The sequence below is a fragment of the Tardiphaga sp. 285_C5_N1_2 genome, assembly GCF_052076065.1.
GTDB classification, from domain to species: Bacteria; Pseudomonadota; Alphaproteobacteria; order Rhizobiales; family Xanthobacteraceae; genus Tardiphaga; species Tardiphaga robiniae.
Map to the genome: position 1 here is coordinate 4,852,938 of NZ_CP197241.1, position 18,293 is coordinate 4,871,230.

General features: G+C 62.7%; 17 protein-coding genes. 7 read left to right on the forward strand and 10 right to left on the reverse strand.

Features of this window, described 5'->3' with window-relative positions; all coding sequences use genetic code 11:
* Positions 1 to 544 precede the first annotated feature (544 nt).
* From AB7951_RS22985 to AB7951_RS22995, 3 genes are all read right to left on the reverse strand, one after another.
* The gene (locus tag AB7951_RS22985; protein ID WP_439062238.1) at positions 545 to 892 is read right to left on the reverse strand and encodes a hypothetical protein; all 348 of its coding nucleotides are present in this window, start codon (positions 890 to 892) and stop codon (positions 545 to 547) included.
* The gene (locus AB7951_RS22990; protein ID WP_439062237.1) at positions 889 to 1,824 is read right to left on the reverse strand and encodes a non-homologous end joining protein Ku; all 936 of its coding nucleotides are present in this window, start codon (positions 1,822 to 1,824) and stop codon (positions 889 to 891) included. Before AB7951_RS22990 ends, AB7951_RS22985 begins: the two co-directional genes overlap by 4 nt.
* 199 nt (positions 1,825 to 2,023) lie before the next feature.
* Positions 2,024 to 2,992: an alpha/beta hydrolase family protein gene (locus AB7951_RS22995; RefSeq protein WP_441256049.1), complete on the reverse strand. Its 969-nt coding sequence runs from the start codon at positions 2,990 to 2,992 to the stop codon at positions 2,024 to 2,026.
* Positions 2,993 to 3,112: 120 nt separating this feature from the next.
* On the opposite strand from AB7951_RS22995, the gene AB7951_RS23000 reads away from it, so the two are divergent.
* Entirely contained in the window at positions 3,113 to 3,937 is an 825-nt protein-coding gene (locus AB7951_RS23000; RefSeq protein ID WP_439062235.1) for a LytTR family DNA-binding domain-containing protein, read from the forward strand.
* 189 nt (positions 3,938 to 4,126) lie between these two features.
* Here AB7951_RS23000 and rpoD read toward each other — a convergent pair whose 3' ends face one another.
* Positions 4,127 to 6,256, reverse strand: a complete 2,130-nt coding sequence (rpoD, locus tag AB7951_RS23005; RefSeq protein WP_175368825.1) for an RNA polymerase sigma factor RpoD — start codon at positions 6,254 to 6,256, stop codon at positions 4,127 to 4,129.
* A gap of 280 nt (positions 6,257 to 6,536) precedes the next feature.
* Complete coding sequence (gene dnaG / locus AB7951_RS23010; RefSeq protein ID WP_439057223.1) at positions 6,537 to 8,555, reverse strand: DNA primase; 2,019 nt, start codon at positions 8,553 to 8,555, stop codon at positions 6,537 to 6,539.
* A 309-nt stretch (positions 8,556 to 8,864) separates the two neighbouring features.
* Here dnaG and AB7951_RS23015 point away from each other — a divergent pair, with 309 nt between their 5' ends.
* From AB7951_RS23015 to AB7951_RS23030, 4 genes are all read left to right on the forward strand, one after another.
* Positions 8,865 to 9,416, forward strand: coding sequence for a chlorite dismutase family protein (locus AB7951_RS23015; protein WP_439062234.1), 552 nt, complete (start codon positions 8,865 to 8,867; stop codon positions 9,414 to 9,416).
* Between the two features lie 114 nt (positions 9,417 to 9,530).
* Positions 9,531 to 9,851, forward strand: coding sequence for a BrnT family toxin (locus AB7951_RS23020; RefSeq protein WP_439062233.1), 321 nt, complete (start codon positions 9,531 to 9,533; stop codon positions 9,849 to 9,851).
* A complete protein-coding gene (locus AB7951_RS23025; protein WP_439062232.1) occupies positions 9,793 to 10,107 on the forward strand; it encodes a BrnA antitoxin family protein in 315 nt (104 codons plus the stop codon). The genes AB7951_RS23020 and AB7951_RS23025 overlap by 59 nt, the downstream gene beginning before the upstream one ends.
* A gap of 172 nt (positions 10,108 to 10,279) precedes the next feature.
* The gene (locus tag AB7951_RS23030; protein WP_439062231.1) at positions 10,280 to 11,497 is read left to right on the forward strand and encodes an MFS transporter; all 1,218 of its coding nucleotides are present in this window, start codon (positions 10,280 to 10,282) and stop codon (positions 11,495 to 11,497) included.
* A 57-nt stretch (positions 11,498 to 11,554) separates the two neighbouring features.
* Here the strand turns inward: AB7951_RS23030 and AB7951_RS23035 are convergent, their stop codons facing one another.
* Positions 11,555 to 11,950, reverse strand: a complete 396-nt coding sequence (locus AB7951_RS23035; RefSeq protein WP_439062230.1) for a gamma-glutamylcyclotransferase family protein — start codon at positions 11,948 to 11,950, stop codon at positions 11,555 to 11,557.
* Positions 11,951 to 11,958: 8 nt separating this feature from the next.
* Positions 11,959 to 12,867 (reverse strand): transglutaminase family protein, encoded by a 909-nt coding sequence (locus AB7951_RS23040; protein ID WP_309948006.1) that lies wholly within the window; start codon positions 12,865 to 12,867, stop codon positions 11,959 to 11,961.
* 126 nt (positions 12,868 to 12,993) lie between these two features.
* Here AB7951_RS23040 and AB7951_RS23045 point away from each other — a divergent pair, with 126 nt between their 5' ends.
* Positions 12,994 to 13,797 carry an N-formylglutamate amidohydrolase gene (locus tag AB7951_RS23045; RefSeq protein WP_439062229.1) on the forward strand — a complete coding sequence of 268 codons (804 nt, stop codon included), beginning with the start codon at positions 12,994 to 12,996 and terminating at the stop codon, positions 13,795 to 13,797.
* A 45-nt stretch (positions 13,798 to 13,842) separates the two neighbouring features.
* On the opposite strand, the gene AB7951_RS23050 is transcribed toward AB7951_RS23045, so the two are convergent.
* Positions 13,843 to 14,817 carry a DUF3592 domain-containing protein gene (locus tag AB7951_RS23050; protein WP_439062228.1) on the reverse strand — a complete coding sequence of 325 codons (975 nt, stop codon included), beginning with the start codon at positions 14,815 to 14,817 and terminating at the stop codon, positions 13,843 to 13,845.
* Between the two features lie 80 nt (positions 14,818 to 14,897).
* A complete protein-coding gene (locus AB7951_RS23055) occupies positions 14,898 to 15,518 on the reverse strand; it encodes a LysE family translocator (RefSeq protein WP_439062227.1) in 621 nt (206 codons plus the stop codon).
* Positions 15,519 to 15,735: 217 nt separating this feature from the next.
* Here AB7951_RS23055 and AB7951_RS23060 point away from each other — a divergent pair, with 217 nt between their 5' ends.
* The gene (locus AB7951_RS23060; protein WP_439062226.1) at positions 15,736 to 16,257 is read left to right on the forward strand and encodes an SRPBCC family protein; all 522 of its coding nucleotides are present in this window, start codon (positions 15,736 to 15,738) and stop codon (positions 16,255 to 16,257) included.
* Between the two features lie 211 nt (positions 16,258 to 16,468).
* On the opposite strand, the gene AB7951_RS23065 is transcribed toward AB7951_RS23060, so the two are convergent.
* On the reverse strand, positions 16,469 to 18,079 hold the full coding sequence (locus AB7951_RS23065; protein WP_439062225.1) for an acyl-CoA synthetase: 1,611 nt from the start codon (positions 18,077 to 18,079) through the stop codon (positions 16,469 to 16,471).
* Positions 18,080 to 18,293: the final 214 nt, after the last annotated feature.

Sequence of the window (18,293 nt, forward strand, 5' to 3'; positions counted from 1 at the left end):
CAGCGTGACCTGGGGTGGCGACTCGCAGTAGTTACTTGGGATCGTTGACGGCGAAGACCACCGTGGACATCAGCAACGCGCCGGTGACGGTCAGGGTGAACATCACCGCATAAAGTCTCTGAAAGCGTGACACGTCGGCCTCCTCTGCAGGACTAATGGAGTAAGCATAATACGTCCCGCGGCTGAATGCGAGATGAACGTCTATTTCGTTCAACAGCGACGAGACAGTTCAGAACGACGCTACCACCGGGATGGGCTCGGTAGCCAACACCGTGCCACCATCTTTTGTGATCTCCGCAAGTGTACCCTCTCCCGCACTTGCGGGGAGGGAGGGCGCGCCGGTGTTTGTGGTGACCCCACCTCGACCCTCCTCGCAAGAGCGGGAGAGGGAGCAGCACGGCCGGTGCGGGAGAAATACACACGAAAATGCCCGGCGCGAGACCGGGCCTTGTGCGTCAGGACTGACTGATGCAATCGGTTAGTTATCCAGGAAGCTTCGCAGCTTGCGGCTGCGCAACGGGTGCTTCAGCGCCGCCGCCACGCGTCACGCCAGCCTGAACGTGAGCTGCTGCTCGCGACCGGCGTGGCGCAGGACGAAGTCGTCGAGCGACGAGGTCACGTCCTCGTAATTGCGGTCGGCGCGGCGGCGGATCTCGCGGGCGACGTCTTCCGACACGTCGTCGGCCCAGCGCTCGGCCGTGTTGAAGGCGATCACGCGCTGCGGATCGTTGTACTGGCCGGACATCAGGTCGGCGATGACGGTCTCGAGATCGGTCGCCGCGACATCGGCCTCGCGCCAGGCGCAGCCGGCGCGGTCGAAACAATCCAGCACGAGATAGACGGTCTGCTCGCCGGCATCCGGCACCAGCGACGGGGTCCAGGCGCGCGTCATCCCGCCCTCCTGCCCTTGGTCACCCCTTTGGCCACCGGCCGCGCCGCCTTCTTCGCCGGCGCGGGCTCCTTCTTGCCGGTGATCGGCAGCAGCATTTCCTTCTGGCCGGTGGCGCGCTTCGGAGGCTTCTTCGCCTTCGGCTTCGGCGCGGCGCCGCCGCCCTTGAGGCTCTGCTGCAGGGCGGTCATCAGATCGACCACATTGGTGCCGGGCCGCGCCTTGCCATGCGGCTTGAGGGCGACACCGCTGCGCTTCTGGTTGACGAGATCGACCAGCGCGGACTCGTAGCGGTCCTCGAATTTGCCGGGCTCGAATTCGGCGGCCTTCTGCTCCACGATATGCCGCGCCAGATCGAGCATGTCCTTGGTGACCTTGACGTCCTGGATGTCGTCGAAATACTCCGCCTCGTCGCGCACCTCATAGGGATAGCGCAGCAGCGTGCCCATCAGCCCGTTCTTCAGCGGCTCCAGTGCGATGATGTGCTCGCGATTGGTGAGCACGAGCCGGCCGATGGCCACTTTGCCCATGTCGCGGATGGTCTCGCGGATCACCGCATAGGCGTCGTGGCCGATCTTGCCGTCGGGCACGAGGTAGTAAGGACGGATGGCGTAGCGCGGGTCGATATCGGCCTTCGGCACAAATTCGTCGATCTCGATGGTCCGGGTGGAGTCCAGCGCAATGTTGTCGAGTTCGTCTTTCGACACCTCGACATAGGTATCGGTATCGACCTTGAAGCCCTTCATGATGTCGTCTGCCGCCACCTCCTCGCCGGTATCCGCATCGACCTTCAGATATTTGATGCGATGGCCGGTGTTGCGGTTGATCTGGTTGAAGCTGATCTTCTCGGAATCCGACGTGGCGGGATATAGCGCGACCGGACAGCTCACGAGGGACAGGCGCAAAAAGCCCTTCCAATTGGCACGCGGGGCCATGGCAATACTCCAACTCACACGACGCGACACAATCCCGACTCAAGCGGGACCTGCCCGATTTGTTCCCGGTGCCGGAACCAGTTCGGCAGACCGACCTTTGCAATCGACAGCACGCGGCCGAGGCCGCCGACGCGCACCGCAGGTGCGCGCGCCCATCTCGATCAAGAGAGCTGTCGGGCTAACCAAATCCAGGCCGCGACTACAGCGCCCGTGTAAAGAACGCGACGATGTCGCGATCGAAGCGCTCATGAAATGCAGCGCGGTCGAACCCCGGTCTGCTGGTGCAGATCGCCGGCACGCGTGTTGCCAGTTGCGCGGAGCATGGCGTCAAGAAATCGTAGTGCCCGGCATTCGCCACGACATGCGCCTCGGGCGACGTCGGCAAAGCGAGGCGGACGGCCTCCGCATAATAGGGATGTGGCAGGACCTGGTCGTCCTCGGCCCGCCAAAGCTGGACCGGCTGACGGACCGCCGCCAGGCCCTTGCGACCGAAGGCAAAGCCAAGGGCGGGCGCCGCGGAGACGACCGCCTTGATGCGCGGATCGTGGGCCCAGACGATAGTGGCATCCAGCGGAAGCGGGTGCCGGTCGACGATCTGGCAATCTTCGAAAGCGGGATGCGCCCTGCAGTGATCCCCGAGAGTCCGCAGGTCCGGCTCGCCACCGGCCACCGCGAGCACGGTGAATCCGCCGGCCGAGAAGCCGAACGCGCCGACGCGCGTCGCATCGATACGCGCATGGTCACCCCATGCGTCCAGCATATAATCCGTGACCAGCTTGAATTGGCGCGGCCGTTCCCAGATGGCGGTGGGATTGCTCGGGTCGCGCCAGCTATCGCCGTTATGCGTGAGGGCGGCGACGAAACCTGCATTGGCCAGGGCCATGGCGGTGTCGAGATGCCCGGCATAGGAGCCCCCGTGACCATGGGATATCACCACCAGCGGCAGGCGGTCGCCCGCGAGTGCCGCATCGCGGGCAACCATCTGTTGATCGGACTCAAGCGCCTGCAGCTTCGGCGCAGCGCCGGTGGGATACCAAACGCCGACCTCGATGGGTGGCCCTTGTGGATCACTGATGCTGAAATGCTGGAAGCCGACCGCGGCGTCGGCCTGGCTGGCGGCGGCGATAGCGATGAATGCGACGAAAACCTGTGCGATGATGCTGCGCATGGAACCTCCTGCGGATCGGGATGACACGCGAGTTCTGCAAGCGGCGCCGCCCTGCGCCAGCCGTTGTTCGCCAATGGGCGAACGGGTTCGCCGGTGGGCGAACCGCTGCGATGAGACGTCATGAGCAACGCTTGGCAACGTGATTTTCTGCGGGATTGGGCCGTCGACCTGGCGATCGCGACCGTCTGCGCCATCTTCCTCGGCGTGATCGGACCATTCGGCAGCTATCTGAATGGACCGGCATGGCAGCGCGTGGCGTTTCAGCTTGCCTGCTTCTGGCCGGGAGTCCTGCTGTATGGGTCCCTGATCCGCGTGGTGCTGCGATTCCAGTTGAGGCCATGGATGACGTGGACCGCGATCGTCCTCGGCGTCGCCATCCTGACCGTCCCATTTCAGATCTGGACCGCGTGGATCGGCGTATCGATATGGCCGTTCCTGAGAAGGCTGGGCCCGCTCGACTGGTATGTGCAAGGACTGATCACCGCCCTGCCTGTCGTGCTCGGCTTCACCCTGTTGCTTCAGGCGCGACGACACAAGCGGCACCAGGCCAAGGAAGCCGACGACGCGCCGCCAACGGCTTTCGGCCTGCTCGGTGCGCCGCCCTTCGCGGTGCTTTGCCTGCAGATGGAAGATCACTATGTCCGCGTCCACCATATCGCCGGCCACTCCCGGTTGGTGCTGGCAACGCTCAATCAGGCCATCACGGCTCTCGGCACCGCTGACGGTCTGCAGGTGCACCGGTCATGGTGGGTCGCGCGGAAGGCCGTTGTGTGCGCCGTGACCGAAGGCCGCAATCTGCGCCTGCAACTCGTCAACGGGATCACCGCCCCTGTCTCCCGCTCGGCCGTGGCCATGGTGCGCGAGGCCGGCTGGCTCACGACAGAGACCGCGCCGGACAACCGCGGCGTCGAACCAGCGCGCGCAGGACCGATTGGCGACACGTAATCCGCCGTCCGCTCGCGACGGGTGGAGGACACGCGCGACTCAAAGCCTCTTGACGAAAAGAACAAATCATGAACATATTTGCAGCCACGTACCCTGGCAACGAGCGCGTGAAAGCGCGGCAGGCACATACGAAAATGCCCGGCGCGAGGCCGGGCATCATCAGAAGGATCGAGTGATCGACAGCGACCGTTAGTTATCCAGGAACGAGCGCAGCTTGCGCGACCGCGACGGGTGCTTCAGCTTGCGCAGCGCCTTGGCTTCGATCTGGCGGATACGTTCGCGGGTCACCGAGAACTGCTGACCGACTTCTTCCAGCGTGTGGTCGGTGTTCATGCCGATGCCGAAGCGCATGCGCAGCACGCGCTCTTCGCGCGGGGTGAGCGAGGCCAAAACGCGCGTGGTGGTTTCGCGCAGGTTGCTCTGGATCGCCGCATCGATCGGCAGGATCGCGTTCTTGTCCTCGATGAAATCGCCGAGATGCGAGTCTTCCTCGTCACCCACGGGGGTTTCGAGCGACAGCGGCTCCTTGGCGATCTTCAGAACCTTGCGCACTTTCTCCAGCGGCATGCCGAGCTTTTCGGCGAGCTCTTCCGGGGTCGGCTCGCGGCCGATCTCGTTGAGCATCTGACGCGAGGTGCGCACGATCTTGTTGATCGTCTCGATCATGTGCACGGGAATGCGGATGGTGCGGGCCTGGTCGGCGATCGAACGCGTGATCGCCTGCCGGATCCACCAGGTCGCATAGGTCGAGAACTTGTAGCCGCGGCGATATTCGAACTTATCGACGGCCTTCATCAGGCCGATATTGCCTTCCTGGATCAGATCCAGGAACTGCAGGCCGCGGTTCGTATACTTCTTGGCGATCGAGATCACGAGACGGAGGTTGGCTTCCACCATCTCCTTCTTGGCCTGGCGGGCTTCGCGCTCGCCCTTCTGCACGCCGTGCACGATCTTGCGGAATTCGCCGATCTCAAGACCCGTGAGGGCTGCGAGCTGCTGGATTTCGCCGCGCAGTTCCTTGATGCGGTCCTTCTCGATGGCGACGAAGTTCTTCCAGCCCTTGGCCGAGAGTTTCGAGACGCGGTTGAGCCAGCGCGGATCGAGCTCCGAGCCCTGATAGTTGCGCAGGAAGTCCTCGCGCGCGACGCCGTGGCTGTCGCCGAGGCGCAGCAGGCGGCCTTCGAACGAGACGAGGCGCTTGTTGATGTCGTAGAGCTGCTCGACGAGTGAATCGATACGCGCCTGGTTGAGGCGCAGCGACTTCACCTCGACGATGATCTCGTCCTTGAGCTTCTTGTACTTGCGCTCCTGCGACGGCGACAGCGAGGGGCCCTGCGAGGCGCTCTCGAGCTGGTTCGCGATGTCCTGTTCCTGCAGCTTGCGCAGCTTCTTGTAGCTGTCGGCGATCTTGTCGAAGGTCTCGACCACCTTCGGCTTCAGCTCGGCCTCGATGGCGGCGAGCGACATCTGGTTCTCGAACTCGTCGTCGTCCATGTCGCCGTCGGCAGCGCTTTCCGACGTGCTTTCGCCGGCGGGAGCCGCGGCAGGCGCCGAACGCGGCGGCGCCGGACGGAACGGCGTGGCGGACGGCGGGGCAGCAGGCGGCGCAGCCACGGCTTCGGCGCCCTCGGCCACAGCTTCGCCATCGCCGGTGGGCGGTGCGATCAGCGCCGGGTTCATGTTGTTCTTGGCGTCGGGGCCAGCGTAAGTCGCTTCGAGATCGATGATGTCGCGAAGGAAGATCTTTCCTTCGTTGAGTTCATCGCGCCAGATGATGATGGCCTGGAAGGTCAGCGGGCTTTCGCAGAGACCTGCGATCATCGCCTCGCGGCCGGCCTCGATGCGCTTCGCAATGGCGATTTCGCCTTCGCGCGACAGCAGCTCGACGGTGCCCATCTCGCGCAGATACATGCGGACGGGATCGTCGGTGCGCTCGCCGGGCTCCGACTTCTTGACTTCGGTGACGGCCTTTTGCGTGACTTCGACGAGTTCGTTGTCGGTATCGTCGTCCTCGTCCTTGCTCTCTTCCTCGCCGTCGGAGTCTTCGTTTTCGGAAACGTTGATGCCCATGTCGGAGAGCATCGACATGATGTCTTCGATCTGTTCAGGAGAGGTGGTATCGGATGGCAAGACGTCGTTGAGCTGATCGAAGGTCACGAAGCCGCGCTTCTTGGCCTGCTTGATCATCTTCTTGACGGCAGCGTCGGACAGGTCGAGCAAAGGTGACGGCGCGTCTGCGGAGTCCTTCTCCGGCGTGTCAGCTGCCTTGTCGTCTTTTTCCTTGTCCTTGGTCTGCAGCGTCTTTGCCTTGGTGGCCATTCAATGCTCCTGAAACGCGCTCACGCCGGGGGCGTCACCGCCCCACTATCAATCCAGGGGGCGCAAGCGCCCCGATCCAATCATCGTCACCGCTTGACGCACAAAGGGCGGCGCATATCCATCGCCACCCCCGACGTCGTCTTCGCGGTTTTCACTACTTAAGCCCAGACCCTTAACGTGGAGAGCCTTAAGCCCGGATTAACCCTGTTTTTGCAGCCAAACCATGGGTTTGGCGAGTCTTTTCGCGGTTTGCCCGGGCACCATCCGCAGCAAAGTTGCCTTACGAACTGCGCTGGAACCGCCCCGAGGATTCTCCGAACCCCTCGATCAGCGCCTCGATCCCGTCGACCTCAGCCAACCGGGCCTTCACATCGCGCAACCAGCCGTAGTTCGTTTCGCTCGCTTCTGCGCCCAGAGCAAGCTCCGCGTCTTTAAGCTCCCTAAGTAATGAGTGCCACTGGCGATGCAAGGCAACGAGCTGCGTCCAGGTGGAAAGAACATCCTCGCGGGCCGCACCAGGCCGCGCCGCCCACACCGCCTGAGTGGTAACCGCCTGCTCAACGTGTTGTAATTGCTCGGAATATCCGGCTTTAACCAGATCTGAACGCATTTGTTCACTTTGCTCGGCCTCATCGCCGTGATGATGCTCATGGGCGAAGGCCGCGATGATCCCGGCACGCAGCCGGTGCATCTCGGGATGGGCGAGTTCCAGTGCCGCCACCTCCTCCAGCCGGTCATGCAGCAGCCAGGGATGGTTGATCAGCGACTGCACGATCAGCGCCTCGCGCCGGGAAATGGCGCTGCGCTGGCCGCGCATGATCGAGGACGTCGCAAGCTGTGGACTGACCACCTGATAGGGCCCGCGCTGGATGGTCTGGGGTCCCGCATTGGCCCCGCCCCGCCCGCCGCCACTGATTCGCCCGGCCGGACCGGGGGTAAACGGACGCGGAGAACGCGCAAAACCGCCGCCTCCGCCGCCCTGCTGGAAGCCGCCACGGCCACCGTTGTTACCGCCGTAGTTTTTTGGGCCGGTGCCGAAGGCGCGCTGCAGCCGCTCGGTCATGTCCTGGCGGTAGTATTTCTTCACGACATCATCGCGGATGCCGTTCGACAATTCGTTGATGCGCGCCTCCAGCGCCGCACGGCGTTCCGGCGTCGCGAATGTGCCGCCGGCGATCTCGCGTGCCCAGATCAGATCCGACAGCGTGCCCGCCGCCGCCATCACGTCCTCGATGGCGGCGCGGCCGCCGGAGCGCGCGAGGTCGTCGGGGTCCTGTCCTTCGGGCAGCAGCGCAAAGCGCAAACTCTTGCCGGGCTTGAGATGCGGCAGTGCCAGCTCCGCCGCGCGCCATGCCGCCTTCTGGCCGGCCTTGTCGCCGTCGAAACACAAGATCGGCTCGTCGGCCATCTTCCAGAGCAGCTGCAGCTGGTTCTCGGTCAGCGCCGTGCCGAGCGGCGCCACCGCACCGGGGAAGCCGACGCCGACCATGGCGATGACGTCGACATAGCCTTCGACCACCACCAAAGGCGCGCCGTCATGGGCGGCCTTGCGCGCCATCGGCAGGTTGTAGAGATTGTCGCCCTTGTGAAATAGCGGTGTTTCCGGCGAGTTCAGATATTTTGCCGGCGCATCCTTCTTCAGCGCGCGGCCGCCGAAGGCGATGATGCGTCCGCGCACATCCGAAATCGGAAACATCACGCGGTCGCGAAAGCGATCATAGGGAACGGGGATGTCTTCGCCGCCGATCAGCAGACCCGCTTCGACCATGTCGGGCACGGGTACGCCGGCGGCGCCAAGATATTCCTTCAGCGCGAAGCGATCTTCGGATGCAAAGCCCATGCGGAACTGGAGCTGCACCGCGGGCGTGATACCGCGATCGGCGAGATAGCCGCGTGCGCGCGCGCCTTCGCGCCCCACCAGCGTCTCCGCAAAGAACTTCGCGGCGAGATCCATCACGTCATACAGCGTCTTGCGGCGCTGCTCATGGCGCGCGGCATCCGGCGTCGCCGCCGGCAGCGCCACGCCGGCCATCTGCGCCAGCCGCTCGACCGCCTCGACGAAACTGGCGCCGTCGGTCTCCATCACGAAATTGATGATGTCGCCATGCTTGCCGCTGGAGAAGTCGTGGTAAAATCCCTTCTCGTCATTGACGAAAAACGACGGCGACTTCTCCTGCTGGAACGGCGACAGCCCCTTCCACTCCCGCCCGGCCTTCTTCAACTTGACGCGCTTGCTCACGACTTCCGAAACCGGAAGCCGGGCGCGCAGATCGTCGAGGAATTGGGGCGTGAAGCGCATGGGGTGTACTGCATATAGGGCGCGCGGCGGCAAAGGCCAGAAATCGCAGCCCGCTGCCGGGTTTCGCCCCATTATACACAGGACGGCCGGGACTTAGAGCCAATCACTGTCATTCCGGGATGCGCGAGGCCGGCAAAGCCGGTCGGAGCGCAGACCCGGAATCCCGACATGTTCATCATGTCTATCCACCGGGAGGTGATGAACATGACGAGATTCCGGATTCGCTCACAGCTGGCGCTGCGCGACGCCGGAATGACGAGTTTGTGTCAATTTGCTTGAACTCACCCCGGTTCCACGATCACATATCCCATGTTCACGACATTCCGCGGCGGAAATACCGGTGCATGGCAGGTGATCTCGATTTCGCCCGTCAAGGGCGAGGCGCTGAAACCCGTTGCGGCGCTGTCCATCACCCATGCCGATGCCATCTCACTGCCGCTGCTGCCGTCGCAGACATCGTGGCGCCTCGCCGGCGTCGCCAGCCATGTCCGCTATGTCGAGCGCACGGAGAAGATCGCACTGGTTGCGGCACAGGCCGGCCTCGGCCGTGCTGAGGCGATCCATGGCGCACTGATCCCGATCAGGAAGAACGCGGCGTGGTGGGACATGACCCAGAATGAGCGGCGCCGGATTTTCGAGGACAAATCCCGCCACATCGCCGACAGCCTGAAATACCTGCCCGCCATCGCGCGCCAGCTCTACCATTCGCGCGACCTCGGCGAACCCTTCGATTTCCTCACCTGGTTCGAATACGCGCCGGAGCACGCACAGGAATTCGAGGATCTCGTCGGCGGCCTGCGCGAGACGGAAGAATGGAGCTATGTGGAACGCGAGGTGGATGTACGAGTGGTGCGCATATAAGCGCGCCTTGACATGCGTATATATATGTGTATATACAATCTCAAACAAAAATATCCATGGGAAGGAAACGTACGATGGGCAGCGATGCTGGCGATAACGTATGGAATCTAACCGATGACCGAGAAATTCGACCGGGAATCTATTTCTGGGTTCGACTGGGATGAAGAAAAGAACGAGGTAAATCACCTCAAGCATGGCATCGATTTCAATGATGCGACCGAAATCTTTTTCGAGCCGATCATTCTTCGCCGCTCAGATCGACATAACGAGGAGCGCTGGACTGCGCTGGGTCAATTGGGAGATCGGTTGATCGTCGTCGTGTTTCCATGGCGAGAGGAAACCATCCGAATTATCTCAGCGCGGCGCGCAAGGAAAAATGAAGAAAGAGAATATCGTAAGCAGGAAATGGGGCGATCGTCGCAAGGGCAAGACTGACTGGGCCCGTGTCGACAAGCTCACCGATGAAGACATCGCGAAGGCTGTTGCGGATGATCCCGACGCGGCTCCCATTGATATCGACTGGTCTAAAGGGACTCTCGTCATTCCCGCAAAGAAGAAAGCCATCTCCATCCGCGTCGATGAAGACGTGCTGGATTTCTTCAAGAGCGAGGGTGAAGGCTATCAGCGTCGCATGAACGCAGTACTCCGGTCTTACATGCAGCAAAAAGCGAAGCCTAAAAAACGCGCATAACCATCGCCGAAGTTGCGAGCACGCACCTTCTTCACGTCCCCCTGCGAAACATTCAAGACCCGGCCGTACCGATGATGGATCCTTGCATGGCTCCTATCCGGCACGCCGCCCTTACGCGTGCGGCCTGAGTATTCCATATCTCTCCCACCGCCCCGCCCGCCTGAAAGCCTCCATGTCCTCATCGTCCGAACATCCCGCCCGCGACTCCGGTCCCGGCGGCTGGCTGATTTTTTCCTTTGCCGTCGCCTGCGGCGTCACCGTCGCCAATATCTATTACGCGCAGCCGCTGGTGGGACCGATCAGCGAGAGCTTCGGGCTCGACCTGTCGTCGGCCGGCATCATGCTCACCATGGTGATGTTCGGCTATGTGCTGGGCCTGCTGTTCCTGGTGCCGCTCGGCGATCTCGTCGAGAACAAGCGGCTGATCCTGATCACGCTGGGCAGCCTGATCGTGAGCCTGCTGATCGCCGCAGCCGCACCCACTGCAGCGATCTTCATCGCCTCGACCCTGCTGCTCGGCGTCGCCGCCGTGGGCACGCAGATGATCCTGCCGGTGGTGGCGCATCTGGCGCCGGAGCAACGGCGCGGGCAGATCGTCGGCACCGTGATGAGCGGGCTCTTGTTCGGCATCCTGCTGTCGCGGCCGCTGGCCACCATGGTGGCCGGCTCGTTCGGCTGGCGCGCGGTGTTCGTGATGTCCGCGGTGCTGATGTGCGGCGTATTCGTGCTGATGGTGATCGCGCTGCCACGGCGGCAACCGAAGCATGAGTTGACCTATGCGACGCTGATCCACTCGCTGTGGGACCTGATGCTGACCACGCGGGTGCTGCAGCAGCGCTCGGCCTATCAATGCCTGCTCTATGGGTCCTTCAGCCTGTTCTGGACGGCGATGCCGCTGGTGCTGGACCAGCCGCCATTTTCGTTCGGCCATATCGCCATGTCGGCCTTCCTGCTGTCCGGCGCAGGCGGCGCACTGGTGGCGCCGCTTGCGGGACGCCTCGCCGATCGCGGCCGCGGCGATCTCGTCACCGTCACGGCCATGCTGCTGGTGCTGGTGAGCTTTGTGCTGACCTGGATCGGCGGCCACACCGGCGGCGCGACGGCCGTGACGCTGTTCGTGATCGCAGGCATCCTGATCGATGCCGGCACGCAGGGTAATGTGGTGGCCGGCCAGCGCGCCATCTATGCCCTCGCCAGCAACATCCGCAGCCGGCTCAACGCGCTGTTTCTTGCCTGCGCATTTTTCGGCGGCGCTGTCGGTTCGGGTTTCAGCGGATTTGCCGTGGCATCGGGCGGCACCTCGATGATCGCACTGATCGGCATCGGTGCCTCGCTGATTGCGCTGGCATTGTTCGGGCTGGAAGTCGCCAGTAGACGCAAGGAAGGTTAGATTTTATTTGAGCATGATCTTTTCGGAAAACCGGTTTCCACTTTTCCGGATCATGCTCTAAGGCGCAAGAAAGCGCCCGGATATAATGCGCTTCGTCTCATCGACCGGCTTGTTGTAGATATAGGTCCAGGCTTCACTCACGCTGCCATCGGCGAGCGTCACAGCGATCCGTTCACGCAGATACAAATTTGGCTGCGGATGGCCGGGGCCGACGCTTTCATAATCGTCGAGCGCGCCCATCAACTCAACCGGCTTGCGCAAGCGAAACAGCTCGCCGAACACGATGTCCGCGGGATCGTTGGAGTGCAGCAAGCCGGGATAATGCGCGATCATATAGAGCCTGCCACGACACGAGGCTTCACCAAGAAAATCCGCACCGGACGAGAGCAGCTTCGACATCGGGTGATCGAAGCCGCGCATCAGCGTGCCGTAGACGAAAACGCGATCGGGCATGATCTAAGTCAGACTTTCTCGGCCAGCGCCGCGGCGACATCGTCGCCCGCGGACACCACATTGATACTCACATCCATGCCGAGAAATGCATCGGCCGAGCCCATATAGGTGCCGTGCAGCGGCACCGCCTGGCGCGGATCGCGCGCCACCGCGACGCGAATGAGATCCTTGCTGCCGATGATGCCATTGGTCGGGTCGAATTCGATCCAGCCTGCGGCCGGCAGATAGACCTGCACCCAGGCATGGGTCGAGCCGCCGCCCACATAATTGTGCTCGCGGTCGCCATGGATGAACAGATAGCCCGACACGAAACGCGCGGCGATGCCGAGCCGGCGCAGCGCCTCGATCATGAACAGCGCGAAATCGCGGCAGGTGCCGGATTTGGTCTGCAGCGTATCGAGCGGATGCTGGGTGCCGTGCTCGTAGCGCTTGCGATAGGCGAACTGCTTGCGGATGCCGAGCGTCATGCCGGTCAGAATATTGACGGTCGGCGTGCGGCCCTGCGGATCGAGAAATCCGCGCGCCCATGCGGCGAGTTCGCCATCGGGATCGCCATATTGCGGCCGGATGAATTCCTGCAGATCGGGCAGCTCCTCGGCGTCATAGAGGAACGGATAGAAATAGGCCTTGTCGTCGGCGGTCAGCGCGAACTCATCCGATGGCAGATGTTCGATGGTTGCGGTGGATACGAAGGTGAGTTTGCGCGCGTGCTCATCGAAAGTGGCGATAGCTACCGAATTGCCGAACACGTCATGGATCCAGCGCAGCGACGCCGGCTCGGGCGTGATCTCGAGCTTGCCATTGAGCATGCGCAGATCATGGCCATCGCGCGGCCGCAGCATGATCCGGTGTTCGCCGAATGCGACGGGATGCGCATAGCGATATTCGGTCTTGTGATGAATCGTGAGCAAGGGCATCAATGGTTCGTTCATGCGTGATTTGTCCCGTGTAATTTATACGGAAGCCTGCAGAATCACAGGCCGGGATGCCGCATCGTTAGGCAATATCGGGAAAAAGCCTTGGACAGAATTTTGGACAGAGCCTTGGATAACAATCAAGACACATCCCTACGTCTCGGCCCCCAGGAGGTTCCGCCCGTTCTGGAACTCAATACCGCCGGACACTCTCCTTTTCTGCTGACCTGCGATCACTACGGCCGGCTGATTCCCGACATGCTCGGCGATCTCGGCCTGTCCGAGAGCGAGCTCGTCCGCCACATCGCCTGGGATGTCGGCATCGCCGGCGTGGCCGAGCAGATGGCTCGGGCGCTCGATGCGCATCTGGTAGCCCAGCGCTATTCGCGGCTCGTGATCGACTGCAACCGCCCGCCCGACGCCGTGAGCGCGATTCCGCTGATCAGCGAGGCGACCACCGTGCCCGGCAATGACGGTCTCACGTCCGATGCGAAGGCGCGCCGGCGCGAGCTGATCTTCGATCCGTATCACCGGCGCATCGACGAGGTGATCGATGCACGGCGGGCGAGCGGCCAGCCGACAGTGCTGGTGTCGCTGCACAGTTTCACGCCTGTCTATGCCGGCATTCCCCGCCCCTGGCATATCGGCACGCTCTATCAGCACGACAGCAAACTGCCGCCATTGCTGCTGCATCATCTGCGCGCCGAAGCCGATCTGGTGGTGGGCGACAACGAACCCTATGCGGTGTCCGATGCCACCGACTACACAATTCCCGTGCATGGCGAAAAACGCGGGCTGATGAATACGGGCATCGAGATCCGGCAGGATCTGATCACCGACCCAAGCGGCCAGACCGAATGGGCGGAGCGGCTGACGCGCATTTTCACGGAGATCGAGGCGACGCTGATCACGCCGCGCGCGTCGCATCTGTAGCCTTCGATGCCGGCGTAGACGATGCATCTGCGTGGCGTGAAGCGCCTAGCCGTGCGTCCCGATGAAATAAGCCACCACCACAAATCCCACTGCGACCGCCCACAGGAAATAGGCCGCACCGCCACCAGGGCTCAGCGTCGAGTCCGACGGGTTGTCCGGATTGACGAAGACTTTCACAGCGTCACCGTTCTTGTAGTCCATCCCGAACAACCGCAACTGCCATTGCGGCGGGTTCGGGTTGCTGGTGCTCAAGCTCCCGGCGGACCCGATATAGGCGACGTGCTTGAAACGATAGTTGTATTGCACGTTCCGGGTCTGCATCACCGGCCCGCTGCGACCGGTGTCGCTGTCCCTGCTCACATAGGTCTCGGGCGCGCCCAGTTTGACGGTGCCGGGCACCACCGGCCACTTCTTGGCCAGAGACCCCTGCCGGTGTAGCGCCAACCCGAACAGGGCAACGAGAAAGCCGAACCCGCAGAGCGCCGTCACGATCGGGGACACTTTTGGGTCGACAAGATGCGCCGCGATGAATTCGTTGATGCGGACGCCGCCAAAGATGCCGCCGACCACGATCGCCAGCACGATAACTGCAGCGATGCCAAGGCAACCGCCAATGCCCTTCGGCATCTCGCGATCGAGCACGGCGTCGCGCGGGTGCCGCGGGTTGTAATAGACCATCACCGCGGTGCCGACCGGATAGCGCGCGATTGTCTCGGCGACTTCGAAATTGCCGCGGTCCTCGCCGATGCTGACGCGGTTGTTGGTGAGCTTCTGTCCGCTAACGGTGTATTCGTAGACGATATTCGCAAAATTGCGCTTTTCGGTGCGCTTGCGCTCCTCGCGCGTATCGTCGAGCACCTTGACGTCGCGCACTTCGGACGTCGAGACGATCACCTTGCCGAAGGTCGATGGCCAGTCGCTGGCAGCGCGGACCTGTAGATATTTAGTGCCGGCAGCGACCAGGATCAGGCCGAACGGCGCCAGCAACATGGCATAAACGAACCAGGGAATGTCGGGCACGGCGAAACCTCATGGCACGGCGCGGCGCGCCCCGAGGTTTGACGTGACGATGTGGCGAAAGGTTCAGCGCGACAAAAGATTCAGCGGGCTCGTGTCAGCGCCAGCCAGACCCCGCCGCCGATCATGAAGCCGCCGGAGATGCGCGACAGCAGCCGCGTCCGCCGTGCCGAGAAGAATTGTCGCGCGCGGCCCGCCGCCACCGCGTAGACGATATCGGTGAGCGCGGCCGTCACCATGAATGTCGCACCAAGAATTCCGACCTGCAGGATGTGGTTCTTCTCCATGTCGACGACGAATTGCGGAATGAAGGCGCCGAAGAACACCAGCACTTTCGGATTGCTGAGCAGCACCATCATGCCCTGCAGGAAGAAGCCGCCGCGCGGCGGCGCCGGCGGCGTATCAGCGTCGATGCCCTCGACCGGCGCGCGAACCATCTTGATGCCGAGCCACACCAGGTAAGCGGCGCCGGCAAAGCGCACCCAGTCGAACCAATAGCCCATGGTGGCCATCAGCGTCGCAAGCCCGAGCGCGACGATGCCGATGACCACGGCAAGGCCCGCTTGCGTGCCGGCGATGCTGATCATCGCCGCGCGCGTGCCGTAACGCAGGCCGTTGGCGATCACCAGCGTGACGTTCGGACCGGGGAGCAGCGCCAGCGCGACGCAGGCAGCAACAAAGGCGAGATAGACCTGAAGCGACATCGGCGCGCTCCTATTCCGATTTTATCTACGTCATGGCCGGGCTTGTCCCGGCCATCCACGCCTTCACTGCAGGCTAAGACGTGGATGCCCGGCACAAGGCCGGGCATGACGACGGTGTGTTGTCTTAACACTAGCACTCGTATTGCTCGCAGCAAAACACACTTGCCCGGCAGGGCGCCATCTGGTTGCCTGTCACTGCACGCATGGAGCAACGGCCATGATCGATATCAACAGGTTCCGGCCCGCGATCGTCTACACGATCTATATCGCGTCGACGCCCGAGAAGGTCTGGCAGGCACTGACCTCGGCGGAGTTCAGCCGGCAGTATTTCTCCGGCTTCGCGGTGCAGCTCGAGGGAAACGTCGGCGGCGCGTTCAAGGTTCTCGCGCCGGATGGATCGTTGCATGTTTCGGGCGAGGTGATCGAACACGATCCGCCGCGCAAGCTCACCATCACATGGGACGTGAACTGGCCCGGACTTGTCGAAGCGCTCGGCTCGACGCTCGTCACCTATGATCTCATGCCGTCGGCCGAGACGGTGAAGCTGACGATGACGCAGGCGCATGATCGCGAACTCAGCGACGACATCCTGTCCGGCGGACGCGCCGGCTGGCCGGCGATCCTTTCGAGCCTGAAGAGTTTGCTGGAAACGGGCAAGGTCCCCGCAATCCAGATGGAGCCGCCGCTGAAGCTGCTGGCGGCGCTGAAGGAGATGGGGATCAAGGTGCCGGGGATGTGAGCGGCAAGGCGATGGCCGTGCGCTCCCTCTCCCCGCATTTGCGGGGAGAGGGGTGGGGTGAGGGGCTGGGGTACGTCGCCCTCACGAAGCTTCACTCTCGGGTCGGTGAGATTCGAGAGTGGCGTGGTTGGTACGAACTGTGTGCCCTGCCCCTCACCCGCCGCGAAGACGCGGCGACCTCTCCCCGCGAAGGGCGGGGAGAGGTTAAGAGCTACCCCAGCGCCCGCAATTCCCGCCTGAGCACCTTGCCCGTCGCCGTCATCGGCAGCGACTCGGCGAACTGCACGTGACGCGGATATTCGTGCGCCGCGAGTTGCGATTTCACAAAGTCCTGCAGCTCGCGCGCCAGCTCGTCACTCGGTTCAAAACCCGGACGCAGCACGATCCAGGCTTTCACGGCTTCGGTACGGATCGGATCAGGAATGCCGACCACTGCCGATAGCGCCACCGCGGGATGCTTCAGCAGCGTGTGCTCGATCTCCGACGGGCCGATGCGATAGCCGGCTGATGTGATCACGTCGTCCTCGCGTGACACATACCAGAAGTAACCATCATCATCCTGGATGCCCAGATCGCCGGTCAGCAGAAATTCGCCGGCGAATTTCTTCGCGGTGCCTTCGGGGTTCTGCCAGTAGCCGAGCATGGTGCAGGGATTGGGCTGCCGGATGCCAACGATGCCGCGCTGGCCGCGCGGCAGTTCCTCGCCCGCTTCGTTGACGATACGCACATCGAAACCCGGCGTCGGCTTGCCCATGGAGCCCGGCCGGATCGGAAACAGATCGGCATTGTTGCCGACCACGAGATTGCACTCGGTCTGGCCGTAGATCTCATGCGCGTCGATGCCGAACGTATTGCGCACCCAGTCGAGCAATTCCGAACCGAGCGACTCGCCGCCGGTGAGCATGCTACGCAGCTTCACGCCATCATGTTTGACGTTTGCCTGCCGCATCAGCTTCAGCGCCGTCGGCGGCAGGAACACGTTGCGTATCTTGTGGTCGGCCATCAGCTGCATCGCGGCGTCAGGTTCGAATTTCCTGGCGCGATAGCCGACGATCGGCACGCCGTGATACCAGGCAGGAAACAGCGCATCGAACAGCCCGCCGATCCAGGCCCAGTCGGCCGGTGTCCAGTAGACGTCGCCCGGCTTCGGAAAGAAACCGTGCACCATCTCCACATTGGGCAGATGGCCAAGCAGCACGCGATGGGCATGGAGTGCGCCCTTGGGATTTCCCGTCGTGCCCGAGGTGTAGATGATGATCGCGGGATCGTCGCAGGACGTATCGACCGTGGTGAAGTCTTCGGACGCCGCCTCGATCGCCGACCAGAACGGTTTGGCGCCGGCATGCGGTGCACTGTCCGTGACGTAGATATCTTGTAAATGAGGCAGCCGCTCGCGGATTTTCGACAACTTGTCCCAGCCACTCGCGTCGGTGACGATGGCCTTGGCCCCGGAATTGGCAAGGCGGAATTCCAACGCGTCCTCGCCGAACAGCGTGAACAGCGGCACCGACACCAGCCCGGACCGGAACGCCGCGAGATGCGCCACCGGCAATTCCACCGATTGCGACAAAAACACCGCAATGCGGTCGCCGCGCTGCAGGCCATCCGTCTTCAGCACATTGGCGAAGCTGCGCGAGAAAGCCTGCATCTCGTCGAAGGAGAAACGATGCGTGCCGCGGTCCTCGTCCACATAGATCAGCGCCAGCCGCCCGCTACCGTCGGCATGACGGTCGCAGGTCACCGTCGCGATATTGAATCGCTCCGGCACGTCCCAGCGGAAATTGCGGGCGAGCGTCTCATAATCCGTGGTTTCGACCAGCATCGGCACTCCCTGCCCTCATGGAGAGGAGCGCGCTCTTGCGCGCGTCTCGAACCATGATTGTTTTGCACATCCTTCGAGACGCGGTCGAAGAGACCGCTCCTCAGGATGAGGGATCGCTTGTGGATCCATTATGAAGTTCAAGGCAAAAGAACTCTAAACGATAGCCGCCGTCCGCCAAAGTGCCTTGAAATTCCCGGCCCGGCATGGTCTCAAG